An 18,697-nucleotide genomic window follows, 5' to 3' on the forward strand; every position below is an offset into this window, starting at 1 on the left:
TTTCAATGCGTAAGCATTCCGAAAGCGCGCGAGGGCGGGCGGCTATAATCGCGGGACTGTTTTTTCGGTGTCCGTATGCAAGAAGCCCAGCCGCCCTCGTCCGTTCCGCCGTCCACGCCGCCCGAGCCCACCGCGCCGAAAAAGCGCCGCCGGCCCTGGTGGGCGCGGCTGCTCATCGGCTTCTTCGTGCTGATCCTCGGCGCTGTCGCCAGCGTGGCGCTGGTGCTCGGCTACGCGCTGATCGTCGCCACGCCGAACCTGCCCTCGCTCGACGCACTCACGGACTACCGCCCCAAGGTGCCGCTGCGCATCTACACGCGCGACCACGTGCTGATCGGCGAATTCGGCGAGGAACGGCGCGACATCGTGCATTTCCAGGACGTGCCGGCCAACCTCAAGAACGCGATCCTCGCGATCGAGGACGCGCGCTTCTACGAGCACGGCGGCGTCGATCTCACCGGCATTGCGCGCGCGGGCATCGTCGCGCTGACCAACGGCCACGCGTCGCAGGGCGCGAGCACGATCACCATGCAGGTGGCGCGCAACTTCTTCCTGTCGAGCGAAAAGACCTACACGCGTAAGGTCTACGAGATGCTGCTCGCCTACAAGATCGAGTCGAAGCTCTCGAAGGATCAGATCCTTGAGGTCTACATGAACCAGATCTATCTGGGGCAGCGCGCCTACGGCTTCGCGAGCGCCGCGCGCGTGTACTTCGGCAAGGATCTGAAAGACCTCACGCTCGCCGAATGCGCGATGCTCGCGGGTCTGCCCAAGGCGCCGTCGGCGTACAACCCGGTCGTCAATCCGAAGCGCGCGAAGGTGCGCCAGGAGTACATCCTGGAGCGCATGCTGGAGCTGCGCTACATCACCCAGGAACAGTACGACGAAGCCGCGGCGCAGCCGCTCGTGGTCAAGGGCCAGGGCAAGGAATTCAGCGTGCACGCCGAATACGTGGCGGAAATGGTGCGCCAGATGATGTACGCGCAGTACCACGAAGAGGCTTACACGCGTGGCCTGAACGTCGTCACGACGATCGATTCCGCCGATCAGGACGTCGCTTACCGTGCGCTGCGCAAGGGGCTGATGGACTACGAGCGCCGCCACGGCTATCGCGGCCCCGAAGCGTTCATCGACCTGCCCAGCGACGCCGACGACCGCGAGCAGGCCATCGACGACGCGCTGCTCGAACACCCCGATAACGGCGAACTCGTCGCGGCGGTCGTCACGTCGGCCAGCCCGAAGGAGGTCAAGGCGACTTTCATGGACGGCAACACCGCCAGCATCACCGGCGATGGCCTGCGCTTCGCCCAGTACAACCTGGGCACGCGCGCGCAGCCGAGCCAGAAGATCCGCCCCGGTGCGATCATCCGCGTGGCGCGCAACAACGCCGGCGAATGGTCGATCACGCAGTTGCCGCAGATCGAAGGCGCATTCGTTTCGGTCGTGCCGCAGGACGGCGCGATCCGCGCGCTGGTGGGCGGCTTCGACTTCAACAAGAACAAGTTCAACCACGTCACCCAGGCGTGGCGTCAGCCGGGTTCGAGCTTCAAGCCGTTCATCTACTCGGCGTCGCTCGACAAGGGCCTCGGGCCGGCCACCGTGATCAACGACGCGCCGCTGTTCTTCAGCGCAGCGGAAACCGGCGGCCAGGCGTGGGAGCCGAAGAACTACGGCGGCGGCTTCGACGGCCCGATGAGCATGCGCACCGCGCTCATGAAGTCGAAGAACCTCGTGTCGATCCGCATCCTCAACCACATCGGCACGAAGTACGCGCAGCAGTACATCACGCACTTCGGCTTCGATGCCGACCGCCACCCGGCCTATCTGCCGATGGCGCTGGGCGCGGGGCTTGTCACGCCGCTGCAGATGGCGGGCGGCTATGCGGTGTTCGCCAATGGCGGCTATCGCGTGAATCCGTATCTGATCGCCGAAGTCACCGACCAGCGCGGCGTGGTGGTCGCGCAGGCCCAGGCGCTCGTGGCGGGCGAAAACGCGCCGCGCGCGATCGATCCGCGTAACGCGTACATCATGAACAGCCTGTTGCAGAGCGTCGCGCAGCGCGGCACGGGCGCGAAGTCAAACGTCCTCAAGCGCACGGACCTGGGCGGCAAGACCGGCACGACCAACGATTCGCGCGACGCATGGTTTGCGGGCTATCAGCACACGCTCGCGGCGATTGCGTGGATCGGCTACGACAATCCGCGCAGCCTCGGCGACAAGGAAACCGGCGGCGGCCTCGCCCTGCCGGTGTGGATCGAGTACATGCAGAAGGCGCTCAACGGCGTGCCCGACTACAAGATGCCGATGCCCGACGGTATCGTCACGCTCGGCGACGAGTTGTATTACGCCGATGCCACGCCGGGACGCGGTTTCGTGTCGACGGTGGGGATCAGCCAGGCGGCGCTGGAGGCGGCGGCAAGCGGTGGCGGATCGGCCTCGGGCGGCGAAGGCGATGCGGGTGCGGCGCCCGCGCCCGAGCAGGTCAACGCCAAGGAAAAGGAAGACATCATGAACCTGTTCCGCGGCCACTAAGACACCAAAGCAACACTGAAGCGACAGGTTCGCACGAAGCAAAACGGGCGCCCGAAGGCGCCCGTTTTTTATGCACGCGGCTGTTGCAGCCGATGCATCGGCATCACGGCTTGAAGGTCACCGGCTCGCCGGCCTGCTCGGTCGCGTAGGCGGTGAGCGCCGAGAAAAACTCGGTGCCCGTGCGCGTGTCGAGCCACTGCTCGTCGATGAAGCGGTAATGGAAACCGCCCGCTTTCGCGGCGATCCAGATTTCCTTCATCGGCGGCTGCAGGTTGACGATGATCTTCGTGCGGTTCTCGAATTCGAGTGTCAGAACGTTGCCGCTGCGCTCAAGTTCGATGTCGGCTTCGGCCTCGTCCACAGCGCGTTCCACCGCCGCAAGCACGGCCTCCGCGCGGCTCAGGTAGTCACTATCTGCCATGCTAAACTCCACCAGTTAATCATTCAGGGACAATTATGCGTGTCAATTCCCGGATGCGCGCACGGGCATCGCGCGTTTCGACGTCCGCCGCGATTCTAGCCGCTTTCGCGCTTGGCGCAGTGTCGCTCACGGGTTGTGGCCAGAAAGGCCCGCTCTACATGCCGACCGTGCCGCCGATGCCGCAGAAGCCAAGCTTCGAGACCCAGCCCGCCGATCAGGCTCAGGCCGGTTCGGACGCCGAAGCAGGCTCGATTCCCGACACGTCGGGCACGCCGCTTTCGCTGTCCCCGGACACCGAGCTGAAATCCGCTCCCGCTTCGGCCTCCGCTGCGCAGCCGGCTTCCGCCGCAACGCCGGCGCAGTAAGCCACCGAAAGCGCATCAGCAGCCGAACCCGCAGCCCCCTCACCCGCAACCCGAACTCCGCATGACCCAGCCCGCTTTCCACCGCGTCGACGGCCAGCTTTTCGTCGAAGGCGTTTCCGCCGCCGATCTCGCCGCGCAGTACGGCACGCCGCTCTACGTCTACTCGCGCGCCGCGCTCACCGGCACGTGGCACGCCTATGCGGACGCCTGCGCGGGCCGCCGCGCCTCGGTGCACGTCGCGGTCAAGGCAAACAGCAACCTCGCCGTGCTGAACGTGTTCGCGCGCGAAGGCGCGGGCTTCGACATCGTCTCGGGCGGCGAACTCGCACGCGTGCTGGCCGCGGGCGGCAAAGCGGAAAACACGGTGTTCTCGGGCGTGGGCAAGCATGCCGACGAAATGAAGACGGCGCTCGAAGCGGGCGTGAAGTGCTTCAACGTCGAATCGATCCCCGAGCTCGACCGTCTGAACGCCGTTGCGGGCGCACTCGGCAAGAAGGCGCCGGTGTCGCTGCGCGTGAACCCGGACGTCGACGCCAAAACGCACCCCTACATCTCCACCGGCCTGAAGTCGAACAAGTTCGGCATCGCCTTTGAAGACGCGCGCGCGACCTACCGCGCGGCAGCGGCCATGCCGAATCTTCAGGTCGTGGGCATCGACTGCCACATCGGCTCGCAGATCACCGAAGTCGCGCCGTACCTGGACGCCATCGACAAGCTGCTCGAACTCGTCGACCAGATCGAGTCGGACGGCATTGCGATTCACCATATCGACGTGGGCGGCGGCCTCGGCATCCGCTACGACGACGAAACGCCGCCGGATATCGGCGCGTTCGTGACCACGGTGCTCGACCGCATCGAGGCGCATGGCACGAAGACCGGCAAGTCGCGCGAAGTCTGGTTCGAGCCGGGCCGCTCGCTGGTCGGCAACGCGGGCATCCTGCTCACGACCGTCGAATTCCTGAAGCCGGGCGCGGAAAAGAACTTCGCCATCGTCGATGCGGCGATGAACGATCTCGCGCGCCCCGCGATGTACGAGGCGTACCACGCCATCGAGCCGGTCGCGCCGCGTGCGGGTGATGCGCACGCGTACGACATCGTCGGCCCGGTGTGCGAGAGCGGCGACTGGCTGGGCCGCGACCGCACGCTTGCGATCGAGCCGGGCGACGTGCTGGCGATCCGCTCGGCGGGCGCTTATGGCTTCGTGATGAGTTCGAACTACAACACGCGTCCGCGCGCGGCCGAACTGCTGATCGACGGCACGCGCGTGCACGTCGCACGCCAGCGCGAGACCGTCGAGCAGCTGCTCGCGGGCGAAAATCTGCTGCCGGATTGAGCACGCGGTTTTTCTCCGCGCCATGAAAAAAGCGACGCCTCAAGCGTCGCTTTTTTATTGCCTGCGCGGCGTGAACGATCAGGAAACCTGGCGCGCCTTCACCCTCGCCGTGAGCCACACAGCCAGCCGCCAGCCAAGCAGCGCCAGCATGATCGCGCCGTAAATCTTCGGCAAAATCAGGTCGTGCTTGCCGGACTTGAGCCACCAGAAGTGCAGGATCGCGAGTACGCCAATCGCGTAGATCAGCCGATGCAGGCTTTGCCAGCGGCGGCCGAGCCTGCGCACCATCGCCTTCGTCGATGTCACGGCCAGCGGAACCAGCAGCACGAAAGCCGCGAAACCCACGGTGATGAAGGGCCGCTTGCCGACGTCCTTGAGCATCGCGGCGACATCGAACCATTTGTCGAACCAGATGTAGGTCGTGAAATGCAGCGCCGCGTAGAAGAACGCGTAGAGGCCCAGCATGCGCCTAAAGCGCAGCAGCGCGTTCCAGCCGGTGAGCCGCCGCAGCGGCGTGACCGCCAGCGTGATGCAGAGGAACACGAGCGTCCACAGGCCAGTCGAGCGCGTGATGAATTCGATCGGATTCGCGCCAAGCCGGTCTGTTACGCCGAAGAACACAATGCGCGCCAGCGGATACCACGCCGCGACGAACACCGCGACCTTGGCCCAGCGCAGCCAGCGCGGGCCTGTCGCTACCTTCGCGGCCTGCGCGCCACTGGTTGTGCCACCGCTGTTGCCACCGCTTTTGCCACCGGCCGCGCCGGCGCGAGCGGGCTTTGCGGTGCGTGCCACTGTCGTCGTCGATTCCATCGCCATCACTCCCTTTGCACGTGCCCTTTGCTCTTCCCTTTACCTGGTTCGATCAGAAGTTCTTGCGCAGATCCATGCCCTGATACATCGACGCCACCAGATCGCCGTAACCGTTGAACATCAGCGTCTTGCGCTTGGGCGTGAAAAAGCCGTCCTCGCCGATGCGCCGCTCGGTCGCCTGGCTCCAGCGCGGGTGATCGACGTTCGGGTTCACGTTCGAATAGAAACCGTATTCGTTGGTCGCGTAGGTGTTCCAGCTGGTCGCGGGCTGTTTCTCCACGAAGCGGATCTTCACCAGCGACTTCGCACTCTTGAACCCGTACTTCCACGGCAGCACCACGCGCACGGGCGCACCGTTCTGGTTCGGCAGCACCTGGCCGTACAGCCCGACCGTGAGCAGCGTGAGCGGGTTCATCGCCTCGTCCATGCGCAGGCCTTCGGAGTACGGCCAGTCGAGAATCGGCTCGGCGAGACCCGGCATCTGCGAGCGGTCGGCGAGCGTCACGAACTGCACGTACTTCGCGTTGCCGGTCGGCTGCGCGCGCTTGATCAGCTCGGACAGCGAAATGCCGATCCACGGAATCACCATCGACCAGCCCTCCACGCAACGGTGGCGGTACACGCGCTCTTCGAGCGGCGCGAGCTTGAGGACGTCGTCGATATCGTAGACCTTCGGGTTCTTGATCTCGCCCTCCACGCTGACCTTCCACGGACGCGGGCGCAGCGTGTGCGCGTTCTGCGCGGGGTCGGCCTTGTCGGTGCCGAACTCGTAGAAGTTGTTATAGGTCGTGACGTCCTTGAACGGCGTGGCCTTGTCGAGCGCGACGAACTTCGCGTTGGTCTTCGCGCCGAGCTTCATCGCTTTCGGATCGGGCGACGCGTATTCGGCGAACGCATCACGCGGGTCGAAAAGCCCCATCCCCGCGCCCATGCCGCCGAGCGCGAGCGCCCCCGCCGCTTTCATGAAGCGGCGGCGCTGTTCGAACACTTTTTGCGGCGTGATCTCGTGCGCGGCGATGTCGTCGCCGGTGAGGATGATCCTGCTGCTGCGCCTGGTCCACATATCGATGCTCCTGAAGTCTGGCCCCGCCACGCTCGCACGTTTCAAGGCTGTCATGCCCGCTAACGTGCGCAAACCGGAATCCTTCCCGCGGATACAAAAAAAGACCACGAAAAAAACCGCCGGTGCGCGAGGCATCCGGCGGTTAGTTCGTTCGATCAGATGTTTCGGTTACAGCTTGCCGTAACTATGCAGGCCCGACAGGAACATGTTGACGCCCAGGAACGCGAAGGTCGTGACGAGCAGACCCGTGAGCGCCCACCAGGCGGCCACGCCGCCGCGCAGGCCCTTCATCAGGCGCATGTGCAGCCAGGCCGCGTAGTTCAGCCAGACGATCAGCGCCCAGGTTTCCTTCGGATCCCAGCTCCAGTAGCCGCCCCACGCCTGCGCGGCCCACAGCGCGCCCAGGATCGTGGCGATCGTAAAGAACGCAAAGCCGACGGCGATCGACTTGTACATGACGTCGTCGAGCACGTCGAGTTCGGGCAGGCGATCCGCCAGCACACCGCGCTCTTTCATGATGTAGGCGACGCCCACCATCGCCGACAGCGCAAAGCTGCCATAGCCGATGAAGTTGGCCGGGACGTGGATCTTCATCCACCAGCTTTGCAGCGCAGGCACGAGCGGCTGGATCTGCTGCGCATCACGCGAAATCGAGTACCACATCAGGAAGCCGACGGCCGCGCTGATGACGAGCAGCACGAAGGCGCCGAGCGCGCGCGTCGCGTAATGCTTCTCGTAGTACAGGTAGAACAGCGCCGTGATCAGGCTGAACAGCACGAACACTTCGTAGAGGTTCGAGATGGGAATATGGCCGACGTCCGCGCCGATCAGGTACGACTCGTACCAGCGCACCATCAGGCCGGTGAAGCCCATCAGCACCGCGGCCCACGTGAGCTTCGTGCCAATCGCACCGCCCGTTTCCGAGCGCGAGAGCAAACCGATCCAGTAGAACAGCGTGGCGAGCACGAACAGCGCGCTCATCCACAGGATGGCCGACTGGCTGGAGAGGAAATACTTGAGGAAGAACGCCTGGTCGGCGCGCGCGAGGTCGCCCTGATAGATCTGGATGGCGCCAACCGACATCACGGCGATGGCCGCCATCAGCAGACGCGACGGCTTCCAGCGCCAGCCCAGCACGACGAGCGCCGGCACCGTGCCGCACAGCACGAGCTTGTCGTAGTAGTTCATGTGCGCGTGGTAGCGCGAGAGCGCGAAGCCCGCGCCCGCCACCATCGCCAGCGCGAACAGCCAGTCGAGCGCCGTCAGGCGGCGCAGGAAGGGCCGGTCGTCGAACAGCGCGTCGTTGCCGAAATGAAGATCGGACGCGCCGCGCGCGTCCTGAGCCGCGGCCGTCGCAGCGCGGTCGGCGCGGCGGGTCTTTGCGGAGGATGAAACCTGAGTCAAGTCCATGGGCTTACCGGTGTTGATCGTGAGTGTCCGTAAAGTGCGCGCATCGAGGTCTTATCGATGCGCGTGGATCGCGTGGATCAAGCGTTACGGTCCGTCCCGTGGTTGTCTGCGCCTGAGTTCCCGGGCGGGGCGCCCAGGGTGCGCGAGACCATTTCACGGGTGCGGGCAAACTCTTTCTCGAAATCGAGCGTGCGGCGCGCGGTCGACATCGCCATGATGACGTCGACGCCCTGTCCGTTCGTCCCGCTGCGCTCTTTCAGCCAGAACCACAGACGGCGCTCGCGCACATAGAACATCGAGAAGATGCCGAGCACGAGCAACAGGCTGCCAAGATACACGACTTTCTTGCCAGGCGCGCGCGTCAACTGAAATACCGAAGCTTGCACCTGCTTGAATGAATCGAGCTGTAGATAGATAGGCGATCCGTACAGGAAACTGTCCGAAACAGCGTTGATCGAGTCCTGCACGAAGCGCGCGGACTGGGCGTCGGGCGTGAGCGCGGGCTCGCCGGCCTGCGCGCGCGCGAGCTGCCAGAGATCCCACGTCGCGCCTTCGAGCATGCGCAGCAGCAGGCCTGCGGCCTTTTCCTGCTGGTCTTTCGGCACCGATTTGTCGATGAAGCCCGCGACCGCCTGGAAGCCGCCCATCTGCGACTTCGGTGCGCCTTGCATGGACGGATCGGTGCCCGAGAAAAGGGTCAGCACGCGCGAGGCGCTGTCTTCCAGATGCTGCTGGAGATCGCGGTTCGAATCGGGGACTGAGCGCGCGGCGAACTGATGCGCCGCCTGCGCGCGCAGCTTCGGATCTTCGAACGCGGCGCGCAGCAGCATCCACTCCTTCATCGTGCCGCCTGCGTCGGCGGGAATGCGCAGGTAGCGGAACGGCTCGTCCGGGTTCTCGCGCATGCCCGCGAGGAACATGCGCTCGCCGCTTACGTCGACGGGCAGCATGTAGTTGTTGTACTCGCGCGCCTGGCCGTCCTTGTCGCGCACCTTGTATTGCACCGACGGCCCGACGTTATGCAGGTCGAGCGGCTTTGACGTCTTCGCGCCGGAGCCCAGACGTTCGTCGAACGCCTCCTTCAGGCTCTGGTGCGCGACGCCGCGGGCATCGTTCTGGCCGCTGCCGTTCGACGTGTTTTCGACGTTGATGGCGCGGAAATCGGCGAATTCGATAGTCTGGCCATCGACGCCCGGCACGCTCTGCCCCGCCGGCAGCTTGAGCGGCGCCGAATTGCCGATCGTGCCGCCGAACGGGAAGCTCTGCGCGCTCGCGCCGCTCATCGGCCACGCGGTCATCTGCATCTGCGAGCCGCCGTCCTGGAAGCTCGACTGGTAAATCGACACGCCGTCGTACTCGAACGGCTCGTTGACCTCGATGCGCGCCGGAATGCGCTGGCCCGTCTTGTGATCGATCACGACGATGTCGCTCGCGAACAGCTTGGGCATGCCCGTCGAGTAGTAATCGACGATGAACTTGTTGAGCTGGATCGAGAACGGCAGATCCTGGATGAGCGAGCCGTCGGGCTGGTTCAGGATCGCCGTGGAGACGTACTGGCCTTCGGGCACCCACGCGTAGCCGCGGAAGGTGGGATTCGACTGCGAGAGACGGTGTTCGGGCGCGATGTCGTTGATGACGGCGTTGCTGCGGATCGGCGACTTGTCGAACAGCCACATCTGGAATTTGATCGGCAGATTGCTGTCGAGCAGCCCGCCAATACAGATCACCACGATGGCCAGGTGCGCAAAGATGTAGCCGATCTTGGTGAGCGCGCCGCGCTTGCCCGCGATCAGCGTTGCGCCTTCGGTTTCGCGCGTGACGAAGCGATAGCCCATGCGCTGCGCAAGCTTGCCGAGCTTCGCGGCGGTTTCCTCGCGGGTCGCGCCTTCGAGCGCGAACTCGCCCTTGTGATGGAACGCGCGCAGGCTGCCTTCGCGCACCTTGTCCTTCCAGCTGCGCATATCGGCGATCATCTTCGGGCCGTTGCGGATCACGCACAGCGAGATCGACACCACGAGAAAGCCAAGGATAGTCATGAACCACCACGCGCTATAGACCGTGTAGAGGCTCAGCGAGCGGAAGATGTCAGCCCAGAACGGGCCGAACTGATTGACGTAGTTCGGGTACGGGTCATCCTGCGTGAGCACCGTGCCGATGATGCTCGCGATCGCCAGCACCACCAGCAGTGCAATGGCGAAGCGCATCGAACTGAGCAGCTCGATTGCGCTTCTCACCGCCTTCTGGCGGACATTCAACTGCAAACCCTGCGTGGTGACGCTCATTCAAACTCCGCTTCTCGTTCCCGCTTCTTGTTCCATCCGACCGCCATGCGTTCCGGCTGCATCGGCTGCACCGGCTGCATTACCGGCTGCATGACAGCAAAAAAGGGTGCGGGTCCGCCGCATCCGCACGGCGCCCACACCCTTTTCTTGTTCTTCGACCGCTTGCCCCGCCGCCGTGAGCCTACACGCGTGCCAGGTCAATATCGGGTCAATGCAGACCGGCAGCGTAATCGGCGACGGCCTTGATTTCGTCGTCCGAGAGACGGTGCGCGATCTGGCGCATCGGCTCGTTATTGTTACGCGTGCCCTGCTGGAATGCCTGCAACTGCGCGACCACGTATTCCGACCATTGGCCCGACAGGCGCGGATACTGGACGGGGATGCCCTGCCCGGTCGGGCCGTGGCAGGCCGCGCACGCCGGCACGCCCTTGTCTGCGATGCCGGCGCGCCAGATCTTCTGGCCTTCCGGCACGGTCTTCGCGTCGCGTGCGAAACCGGGCTTGGGCGTCTGCGAGGCGAACCAGGCAGCGACGTTGATCATATCCTGATCTGAAAGCGCGCTGGCGAAGCCAGCCATAATCGCATTATTACGCGCAGGGGGCTTGCCACCAGGCTGCGGCTTGAAATCCTTGAGTTCTTTGACGAGATATTCGGCGTGCTGACCCGCCAGTTTGGGATACGCGCCGCCCGTGCTGTTGCCGTCGGCCGCGTGGCACGCCGCGCAGACCTGCGCCGCGATTGCCTGCCCCCGGGCGAGGTCGGGCTTGGCCGGAGTCGCCGGGTCAGCCGCCATCGCCATGATCGAAACACCTGCTGTGAGACCTGCCGCTATCGCAAATTCGAGTGCCTTCCATGACTTGCTCAGTCGATTCATTCGCGCACCTTGTTTCGTCTTGTGGGAATCAGGTTCTGCAAACTACGACAGCGACCGATCTACCTCGAAAGGCCCGCGCCGGCCTCACGGGTATTCAGTAAACCGTCGCATTGTACAATAGCGCGCAAGGCGCCACCGCGCCAGTCGGGCCTCTCCCCGATATCTCAAGATCCTTCCCGGGCTCCTCCGGGCTTGGCGGACCCACCGCCTCGTTATTTCATAGTGTGGTCCTCACGATGGCCTTCCTGCTGCATCAAGCCCGTTTCTTCACGACGGTGAATCATCTGCGCGATCTGCCCGCCACGGCGCGGCCCGAGGTCGCCTTCGCCGGGCGCTCGAACGCAGGCAAATCCACCGCCATCAATCTGCTGTGCAACCAGAAGCGCCTCGCCTTCGCGTCGAAGACGCCTGGCCGCACGCAGCACATCAACTATTTCTCGGTGGGCCCCGCCGACGAACCGGCCGGCTATCTGGTCGACTTGCCGGGCTACGGTTACGCCGAGGTGCCGGAAGCAGCCAAGCAGCATTGGCAGCAACTGCTGGCGCTCTACCTGCAAACGCGTGCGCAGTTGACCGGTCTCGTGCTGATGATGGACGCGCGCCGCCCGCTCACCGAACTCGACCGCCGCATGATCGAGTGGTTCGAGCCGTCCGGCAAACCGATTCACGCACTCCTGACGAAGTGCGACAAATTGACGCGTCAGGAATGCGTGCTGGCGCTGCGCAATACGAACAAGGAATTCGACGAATATCGCAAGCAGGGTTACCAGGGGAAGCTCAGCGTCCAGCTTTTCTCGGCGCTCAAGCGCGTCGGGCTCGATGAGGCGCACGCCGTCATCGAAAGCTGGATCGCGCCCCAGACCAACCTCGGCGAAACGGACGAATCGGACAAACCGGCGTCCTGATCGATCGTCTGAAGTGACCAGCGGCGGCGGGTTCCTCGCCGTCGCGCCCTGCCTCCCCGGTTTTCTGTCCCCCAGCGTGCGCAAGCCCACATAGCCGTGGCTGCGCACCGCCTTCGCCTGCTCTTCAGCTGCTCATTTCGCAGGCAAATTTCATGCAAAACGCAATTTTTGGCGGCGCATAAAAAAACCCGCCGTAAGTACCGGCGGGTTAAACAGCCTTATCGAAAAACGACAGGCACCCGCTCAGGGAGGAGAAGCGGGGAGTCTGGCGCAAGGCGCCTCGCTCGATCGGTATGATATACCATTGTCCTGAAAAGTTTCCTGCGCTCCGGAAGCGCGTTTTGTTTCAAGATAATCCCGCCGACATGAGCTTCTATCCGCATCATCGTCCGCGCCGTATGCGCCGTGACGACTTCTCGCGCCGCCTGATGCGCGAAAACCTCCTGACCACTAACGATCTGATCTATCCCGTGTTCGTCGTCGCGGGCGAGAACGTGCGCGAAGCCGTGCCGTCGATGCCCGGCGTCGAGCGCGTCTCGATCGATCTGCTGATGGGCGTGGCCGAACAATGCGTCGAACTGGGCATTCCGGTGCTGTCGCTCTTCCCCGCCGTCGACCCGGCGCTGAAGACGCCTGATGGCATCGAAGCCACCAATCCCGATGGCGTGATCCCGCGCGCGGTGCGCGAGCTCAAGAAGCGCTTCCCGGATCTGGGCGTGCTGTGCGACGTCGCGCTCGACCCGTACACGAGCCACGGCCAGGACGGCGTGCTCGACGAGAACGGCTACGTCATCAACGACGTCACGATCGAGATCCTCGTGGCCCAGGCGCGTGCGCAGGCCGAAGCGGGTGTCGATATCGTCGCGCCGTCGGACATGATGGACGGCCGCATCGGCGCGATCCGCGAGATGCTCGAAAGCGAGAACCACATCCACACGAAGATCATGGCCTACTCGGCCAAGTATGCTTCGGCGTTCTACGGCCCGTTCCGTGACGCGGTGGGTTCGGCATCGAATCTGGGCAAGGGCAACAAGATGACCTACCAGATGGATCCGGCGAACTCGGACGAAGCGCTGCGCGAAGTGCGCCTCGACATCGAGGAAGGCGCGGACATGGTGATGGTCAAGCCCGGCATGCCGTACCTCGACATCGTGCGCCGCGTGAAGGACGAGTTCCGCTTCCCGACCTACGTGTACCAGGTGAGCGGCGAGTACGCGATGCTCAAGGCCGCCGCGCAAAACGGCTGGCTCGATCACGACAAGGCGATGATGGAATCGCTGCTCGCGTTCAAGCGCGCGGGCGCTGACGGCATTCTCACGTATTTCGCGCTGGATGCAGCGCGCCTGTTGCGCGCGCAGAAGTAAGCTCCGCGCAGCTTTACGGGCAGTACGCCATGCAAAAAGGCACGTCGGAAGACGTGCCTTTTTAGTTTGTGCGCGGCTTGTGGTGGCTCGTGCGCAGATAATACGGTGTGCCGACGATTTACGACTGGCCGCCCGGCAGGTTGAGCAGGTTGCGCGACGGCACCGTCGATGCCGCAGGCGTTTGCGCTTCGACGCCCGTAGCCGAAGACGATGCCGGTGTCGCAATGCGATCGAGTCGCGCGAGGAATTTATCGGCGTTCTCGTAGCCGACCACGCGCAATACTTCGTTGCCCTTCGCATCGAAGAAGATGATGCCCGGCGGGCCGAACAGGCCGAAGCGCTTGAGCAGCGCCTGATCGTCTGTGCTATTGGCCGTCACGTCCGCGCGCAGCAGACCCAGTTGCGCCAGGCGCGCCTGCACGCGCGGGTCGCTGAAGGTGAACTTCTCCATTTCCTTGCAGCTCACGCACCAGTCGGCGTAGAAGTCGAGCATCGAAGGCTTGCCTGCCGCCTTGAGCGCCGCGTCGAGCTGGCCCGAGGAACGCACGGACGCAAACGCCAGCGCATCGGCCTGGGCACTCGCTGTTTGCGGCGCACCCGCAGCGCCGTCATGCGCAGCCAGCACGGCGAGCGGGCGCAACGGATCGGTCGAGCCCGCCGCCAGTCCGACGATGAGCGTCGCGGCCCAGATCGCGAACGCCGCTCCCAACCCGCGGCCAAGGCGACGCCAGACATTGGCCGGGCCGGAGTTCGGCGTGAACAGGCCGAGCGACGCGGCAGCCAGCAGCAGCCATAGCGCGGCAAGCAACATCTGCGCGGTCGCGCCCAGCACCGGCCAGACGATCCAGAGCGCCGCCGCGAGCAGCACGACGCCGAAGAACACCTTCACGCCGTCCATCCAGGTGCCCGCACGCGGCAGCAACGTGCCCGCCCCCAGGCCGAGAATCATGAGCGGCACGCCCAGACCCATGCCCATCGCGAACAGCGCCGCGCCGCCCAGCACGGCGTTGCCCGTGTGCGCGATGAAGGCGAGCACCGCGAACAGCGGCGCGGTCATGCAGGCGCCAACCACGAGCGCCGAAAGCGCCCCCATCAGCGCGACGGCGGCAAACTTGCCGCCCGAGCGGCCCTGCGACGCGCGCGACGCGCCGTCCTGCCAGCGCTGCGGCAGCGCGATGTCGTAACCCGCGATCAGCATGACGGCGAAGGCGGCCAGCAACACGGCGAACGCGCCGAGCACCCACGGGTTCTGCAACCACGCGCCAAGGCTCTGCCCGACCAGCGCGGCGGCAATGCCGAGCACGGTGTACACGAGCGCCATGCCAAGCACGTAGACGAACGACAGCGAAAAGCCACGCGCGCGCGTCACTTTGGCACCCTCGCCGACGATGATCGCCGAGAGAATCGGGATCATCGGATACGAGCACGGCAGCAGGCTCAGCACCATGCCCGCGACGAAGTACAGGCCGACCACGGCGAAGAAGCCGCCGCCTTGCAGCAGCGATTGCGCGTAGTCGGCGCTGGTTGCGCGCTCGTACCAGGGTTGGGTGTTATCGGCTGCTGCGGACGAGGCCGCGCTGCCCTGAACCGCACCAGCGCCTGCGCCAGCCGCTTGCAGCGCCGCGCCGCTCACGTGGTAGACGTGCTCGGCGGGCGGATAGCAGATGCCCGCGTCGGCGCAACCCTGCGAGGTCACGGCCAGATCGAACGCACCGCTCGCCGACTTCACCGGCACATGGATCGTCAGTTCGTTGCGATAGGTCTCGACGTTCTTGTTGAAGGTCGTGTCGAACTTCACATGGCCGGGCGGAATCTGCGCGTCGCCCAGCGTCGCCGTCCCGTTGCGCGCCGCGAAAGCGAAGCGCTCGCGGTACATGTAGTAGCCATCGGCGATCTTGAAGTGGACGTCCACCATGCCCGGTTCCTCGCTCGCGCTGAACGTGAAAGCCTGGTCGGGCGGCAGGAAGTCGTCGTCGGCATGCGCCGGGGCCGCGCCGAACAGCAGCGGCAGCAGGCAACCGATGAACGCGAGCAGTGCGAGGAACGGGGCGTACGGCGCGGCGCGCAGGCGCCGATCGAAGCGGTTAGACATGAATGGGGCGCTGTGTCTCGGCATGAACCCACTGGCCGTAGGCGTGCGACGCCGTGACCTGCCACGAGAGAATCTCGGGCGTCTCGTAGGGATGCTGGGTCTGGATGAACTGTTCGAGCTCGGCCGCGCGCGCGAGGCCCGTCTTGAAGAGCAGCTGGATCTCGTCGCCGGACTCGATCACACCCTGCCAGTGATACTCGGAATGCACCGCACCCAGGCGCGTCACACAGGCCGCCAGGCGTGCTTCGAGCACCGCCTTCGACAACTTGGCTGCGGTGTCCTCGTCGGGCACCGTGGTCAGCATCAGGGTCACATTGAGGGTCACGACGAACTCCGGCAGGACGCCCCGCATGCTGCGCACGACGGCGGGGACTCGGGAAGGCAGGACGCTATCGTACCACCGGCGTCGTTTGGCTTTGTTCATATGCCAGGCGGGTGCGCCGGTGTCTACAGGGAGCAAACGCCTGGTCGCGTCGTTTATTCCAGCGCAGAAAACAAAAAGCCAGGCTCAGCCTGGCTTTTCGCGCGCCTCGCGGCACGCGGTCGAATGCGATCCGTGCGCTGTTAGTTGCCATTCAGCCTGAGCGACGGACGGACGACCGCGCCGGTGCGCTGCAATTTCGCGATCTCGCGCGTCTCCAGCACACGCATGAAGGCGGCCCAGTCCTGCGCCAACGCCGCCTTGTCGACCTTATCGGTGTCACCCAGCTTGAAACGCTCGCCCACGCGATACGGCAGTTCCCAGGACGCGCGATGCCACGACCGCTCGGCCAGCGCGAGCAGACGCGGATACACCATGTACTCGAACAGCGCGTCGTTGCGGATCACCTCGGCCCACGCCTGCCCTTGCATGCCTTCAATGTGCGGCGCGGCGCCTGCAGTCGTAATCTCGAACGGCTTGCCGTCGCGATCCGGCATGATTTCGGCGTTCTGCGGCAAGTTGTCGGGCGCAAGCGAGAAGACCTTGAAACTGTCCGTCGCGTGCGAGCCCCAGTAATAGCCGCGCTCATGCGGGTCGATCGTGTACGGAAAATCGAAATAGAGGTAATCCGGCAACGCAAGCACGCCGCGATAGCCCTTCGCGCTCCACGACTGAACCGTGTCCGCACCGCCCCAGTAGAGCGTGTCCCAGAGCGTCACCATGACGCTGCCGGTCGCGAAGTCCTGCGGGCCATTGGCATGCTTCACGCCGTCCTGCCAGGCCGCCATCGCACCGATGCCATTGGCGCTGACAAGCTGGCTGACGCCAATCGCGAACGTCGTGGGCAATTCATCGACGGAAGCCACCTTGCCTTGCTGAACCCATGCCGTACACCACGGCGAGCGGGCCCACGGTTTGTCCTGGGCGGCGAGGTCGATGCGCCCCTTGCCGGCGTCGCTGCCGTCGAGCGCCTGAAAGCCCGCACCGAGCAGGATGTTTTTGGCTTCGTCGCCGCCAAAGTGCCAGACCGAAAGCGGTGCACCTGCCTCGCGGTGCATCGCCGCGACTTCGCTAATGACCTTGCTGGCGAATCGGCGTGCGCTGTCGGAGCACGGATTGAGCGCCGTGCGCCGGTCATAGAACTGCACCGACGTGATATTCGACGTGTCCTGCGGATCCAGCAGACGATATTCATTGGCCGCCTGGTCATCGCCTTGCGCGTGGAACTTGCGGTAGCGCGCTTCCATCGACACCACGGCGGCGCGCGCGTGCGCGGGCATGTCGATTTCGGGGATGACTTCGATGAACCGATCCGAAGCGTAACGCACGAGCGCCACGTAGTCGGCCCGGCTCAGGTAGCCGCCGCCCGACTCATTGTTCGGCCCCGAAGCCAGTTGCGGCAGCAGACAGCGGTTCTCGTCGGGATCATGGCAACGCTGGCCGCCGATATCGGTGAGCTCGGGCAAGCCGGGAATCTGGATACGCCAGCCTTCGTCGTCGGAGAGATGCAGATGCAGGCGGTTGAGCTTGTAAGCGCTCATCTGATCCATGAGCCGCTGAAGCGTCGCGGGATGGCGGAAGTTGCGCGCGAGGTCGACCATCATGCCGCGATGCACATAACGCGGTGCGTCTTCGATCGTGAGCGTCGGCACGCGGCCGCCGCCTGCGGGCGTCAGCGAAAACAGCGTCTGCACGCCGTAATAGACACCGGCGGCGTCATAGCCTTCGACCGTCACGCCGTCGCGCGTGATCGTCAGGCGATAGCCGCCCGAGACCGCCACATCGGCAGGCAATGCCGCAGGTGCGATGCGCCCGGTCACGGTGGTCTGCGCGCCCGTCAGCCCGAGCGTCGAAGCCCTCGCCTGCAAAGAGGCAAGTTGCCCGGCCTGAAGACCCGGCAACACAAGTGCCACGCCAGCGACACTCAGATCGCCGTCACCGGTTTGCTCACGCAGGACGGCAGGAACGGCGCGCGCTGCAACCTGCTGCGCGGACGGCGCCGCAGCCTCGGCGCGAGCACGCTGGATTTGCGCCGGCGTTTGCAGAAAATCGGCCGCGCTGTCCGCGGCGGGCGGCAGGCTTTCGACGTATTGCGTTTCGTCGTCGGTGTTGTTCGCCTTGAGAACAGCGGGCGCCGCGCCTTCGACCACGACATAGGCTCGTGGCAGCAAGTCGCTGTAGCGCCGATACCAGTACTCCCCAACGAAAGGCACTTCGAGGCGCTGCCCTGGCGCCAGCGTAAAGGCCCCGCTTGCGGGAGAAAGCGCATACAGGTCACCGGTGATGTGACGCCAGGCAATCGCAGCATTGTCGATGGCCAGCACGCGCCGGATGCTGTGCAGATAGAGCGTCCAGCCGCCCGCGCTGACCGGCTTTGAGCCGAGATTTTCGAGGATCAACCGCCCGCGCGCGCAACTCGCCCAGTCCGCGCCGAGGTTGGCGCATGAGACGCCCATCTGGCTCGCGTCATTGGTGTCGATGGCTACGCTCAGCTTCAGGCTGTCGGCGAGCATCCCTGCCTGAGCGCTCGCTGCCGTGGTGTCCACCGAACTGCCGCAGCCAGTGAGCGCGAGCACCGCGGCCAGCACACCAGGCACAAAGACGAACCGGATCGCCGAAGCCACCCTGCTGTTCGCCCCGTCACGCCCGCGATTACTACGGAATCCTAAAATACGTCCCGAACAATAAGACATGTCTCCTCCATGACTGGCGATGCTCGCTCAGACCCTTACTGTACGTTGACGTTTCGACGCGAACGTCGCGGTACATCAAGCTCGGCGGCATTTGGCGATGCGATTCGCTGCATGGAGGCGCAGAAAACA

The 18,697-nt window shown here is 64.7% G+C and carries 14 protein-coding genes; 5 read left to right on the forward strand and 9 right to left on the reverse strand.

The genetic code is table 11. The annotated features are described in order from the left end of the window. Positions 1-75: 75 nt before the first annotated feature. Complete coding sequence (locus BBA01S_RS27850; RefSeq protein WP_027819321.1) at positions 76-2,532, forward strand: penicillin-binding protein 1A; 2,457 nt, start codon at positions 76-78, stop codon at positions 2,530-2,532. A gap of 103 nt (positions 2,533-2,635) precedes the next feature. Here the strand turns inward: BBA01S_RS27850 and cyaY are convergent, their stop codons facing one another. After that, on the reverse strand, positions 2,636-2,953 hold the full coding sequence (gene cyaY, locus BBA01S_RS27855) for an iron donor protein CyaY (RefSeq protein WP_027819322.1): 318 nt from the start codon (positions 2,951-2,953) through the stop codon (positions 2,636-2,638). Positions 2,954-3,006: 53 nt separating this feature from the next. Here cyaY and lptM point away from each other — a divergent pair, with 53 nt between their 5' ends. Together lptM and lysA are read left to right on the forward strand one after the other, a co-directional pair. Further along, positions 3,007-3,318: an LPS translocon maturation chaperone LptM gene (gene lptM / locus BBA01S_RS27860; RefSeq protein WP_027819323.1), complete on the forward strand. Its 312-nt coding sequence runs from the start codon at positions 3,007-3,009 to the stop codon at positions 3,316-3,318. 61 nt (positions 3,319-3,379) lie between these two features. Next, entirely contained in the window at positions 3,380-4,651 is a 1,272-nt protein-coding gene (gene lysA / locus BBA01S_RS27865; protein WP_027819324.1) for a diaminopimelate decarboxylase, read from the forward strand. A 78-nt stretch (positions 4,652-4,729) separates the two neighbouring features. Here lysA and msrQ read toward each other — a convergent pair whose 3' ends face one another. The 5 genes from msrQ to BBA01S_RS27895 all read right to left on the reverse strand — a co-directional run bounded on the left by msrQ (position 4,730) and on the right by BBA01S_RS27895 (position 11,093). Continuing rightward, positions 4,730-5,470: a protein-methionine-sulfoxide reductase heme-binding subunit MsrQ gene (gene msrQ / locus BBA01S_RS27870; RefSeq protein WP_027819325.1), complete on the reverse strand. Its 741-nt coding sequence runs from the start codon at positions 5,468-5,470 to the stop codon at positions 4,730-4,732. A gap of 46 nt (positions 5,471-5,516) precedes the next feature. Then, positions 5,517-6,527 (reverse strand): protein-methionine-sulfoxide reductase catalytic subunit MsrP, encoded by a 1,011-nt coding sequence (gene msrP, locus BBA01S_RS27875; protein ID WP_027819326.1) that lies wholly within the window; start codon positions 6,525-6,527, stop codon positions 5,517-5,519. A 168-nt stretch (positions 6,528-6,695) separates the two neighbouring features. Continuing rightward, positions 6,696-7,937 (reverse strand): c-type cytochrome biogenesis protein CcsB, encoded by a 1,242-nt coding sequence (gene ccsB, locus BBA01S_RS27880; protein ID WP_027819327.1) that lies wholly within the window; start codon positions 7,935-7,937, stop codon positions 6,696-6,698. Between the two features lie 77 nt (positions 7,938-8,014). Then, positions 8,015-10,219 (reverse strand): cytochrome c biogenesis protein ResB, encoded by a 2,205-nt coding sequence (locus tag BBA01S_RS27885; protein WP_027819328.1) that lies wholly within the window; start codon positions 10,217-10,219, stop codon positions 8,015-8,017. A gap of 208 nt (positions 10,220-10,427) precedes the next feature. Further along, positions 10,428-11,093 (reverse strand): c-type cytochrome, encoded by a 666-nt coding sequence (locus tag BBA01S_RS27895; RefSeq protein WP_027819329.1) that lies wholly within the window; start codon positions 11,091-11,093, stop codon positions 10,428-10,430. A 236-nt stretch (positions 11,094-11,329) separates the two neighbouring features. Here BBA01S_RS27895 and yihA point away from each other — a divergent pair, with 236 nt between their 5' ends. Both yihA and hemB read left to right on the forward strand, forming a co-directional pair. Continuing rightward, complete coding sequence (gene yihA, locus BBA01S_RS27900; protein ID WP_027819330.1) at positions 11,330-11,998, forward strand: ribosome biogenesis GTP-binding protein YihA/YsxC; 669 nt, start codon at positions 11,330-11,332, stop codon at positions 11,996-11,998. Between the two features lie 365 nt (positions 11,999-12,363). After that, entirely contained in the window at positions 12,364-13,362 is a 999-nt protein-coding gene (hemB, locus tag BBA01S_RS27905) for a porphobilinogen synthase (RefSeq protein ID WP_027819331.1), read from the forward strand. A gap of 118 nt (positions 13,363-13,480) precedes the next feature. Here the strand turns inward: hemB and dsbD are convergent, their stop codons facing one another. From dsbD to BBA01S_RS27920, 3 genes are all read right to left on the reverse strand, one after another. Next, positions 13,481-15,454 carry a protein-disulfide reductase DsbD gene (dsbD, locus tag BBA01S_RS43060; protein WP_084162583.1) on the reverse strand — a complete coding sequence of 658 codons (1,974 nt, stop codon included), beginning with the start codon at positions 15,452-15,454 and terminating at the stop codon, positions 13,481-13,483. Further along, the gene (cutA, locus tag BBA01S_RS27915; protein WP_245641610.1) at positions 15,447-15,758 is read right to left on the reverse strand and encodes a divalent-cation tolerance protein CutA; all 312 of its coding nucleotides are present in this window, start codon (positions 15,756-15,758) and stop codon (positions 15,447-15,449) included. The genes dsbD and cutA overlap by 8 nt, the downstream gene beginning before the upstream one ends. A 260-nt stretch (positions 15,759-16,018) precedes the next feature. After that, on the reverse strand, positions 16,019-18,388 hold the full coding sequence (locus BBA01S_RS27920) for a family 20 glycosylhydrolase (protein WP_245641611.1): 2,370 nt from the start codon (positions 18,386-18,388) through the stop codon (positions 16,019-16,021). Positions 18,389-18,697: the final 309 nt, after the last annotated feature.

Origin of the sequence: Paraburkholderia bannensis NBRC 103871 (assembly GCF_000685015.1) — a bacterium.
Lineage (GTDB): Bacteria > Pseudomonadota > Gammaproteobacteria > Burkholderiales > Burkholderiaceae > Paraburkholderia > Paraburkholderia bannensis.

What these genes read in the sequence shown, in the direction of transcription:
- dsbD (WP_084162583.1), bottom strand. Translation starts at nt 15,454, where the DNA reads ATGTCTAACCGCTTCGATCGGCGCCTGCGCGCCGCGCCGTACGCCCCG.
- cutA (WP_245641610.1), bottom strand. Translation starts at nt 15,758, where the DNA reads ATGCTGACCACGGTGCCCGACGAGGACACCGCAGCCAAGTTGTCGAAG.
- cyaY (WP_027819322.1), bottom strand. Translation starts at nt 2,953, where the DNA reads ATGGCAGATAGTGACTACCTGAGCCGCGCGGAGGCCGTGCTTGCGGCG.
- BBA01S_RS27895 (WP_027819329.1), bottom strand. Translation starts at nt 11,093, where the DNA reads ATGAATCGACTGAGCAAGTCATGGAAGGCACTCGAATTTGCGATAGCG.
- lysA (WP_027819324.1), top strand. Translation starts at nt 3,380, where the DNA reads ATGACCCAGCCCGCTTTCCACCGCGTCGACGGCCAGCTTTTCGTCGAA.
- msrQ (WP_027819325.1), bottom strand. Translation starts at nt 5,470, where the DNA reads ATGGCGATGGAATCGACGACGACAGTGGCACGCACCGCAAAGCCCGCT.
- BBA01S_RS27920 (WP_245641611.1), bottom strand. Translation starts at nt 18,388, where the DNA reads ATGCTCGCCGACAGCCTGAAGCTGAGCGTAGCCATCGACACCAATGAC.
- ccsB (WP_027819327.1), bottom strand. Translation starts at nt 7,937, where the DNA reads ATGGACTTGACTCAGGTTTCATCCTCCGCAAAGACCCGCCGCGCCGAC.
- lptM (WP_027819323.1), top strand. Translation starts at nt 3,007, where the DNA reads ATGCGCGCACGGGCATCGCGCGTTTCGACGTCCGCCGCGATTCTAGCC.
- hemB (WP_027819331.1), top strand. Translation starts at nt 12,364, where the DNA reads ATGAGCTTCTATCCGCATCATCGTCCGCGCCGTATGCGCCGTGACGAC.
- BBA01S_RS27885 (WP_027819328.1), bottom strand. Translation starts at nt 10,219, where the DNA reads ATGAGCGTCACCACGCAGGGTTTGCAGTTGAATGTCCGCCAGAAGGCG.
- yihA (WP_027819330.1), top strand. Translation starts at nt 11,330, where the DNA reads ATGGCCTTCCTGCTGCATCAAGCCCGTTTCTTCACGACGGTGAATCAT.
- BBA01S_RS27850 (WP_027819321.1), top strand. Translation starts at nt 76, where the DNA reads ATGCAAGAAGCCCAGCCGCCCTCGTCCGTTCCGCCGTCCACGCCGCCC.
- msrP (WP_027819326.1), bottom strand. Translation starts at nt 6,527, where the DNA reads ATGTGGACCAGGCGCAGCAGCAGGATCATCCTCACCGGCGACGACATC.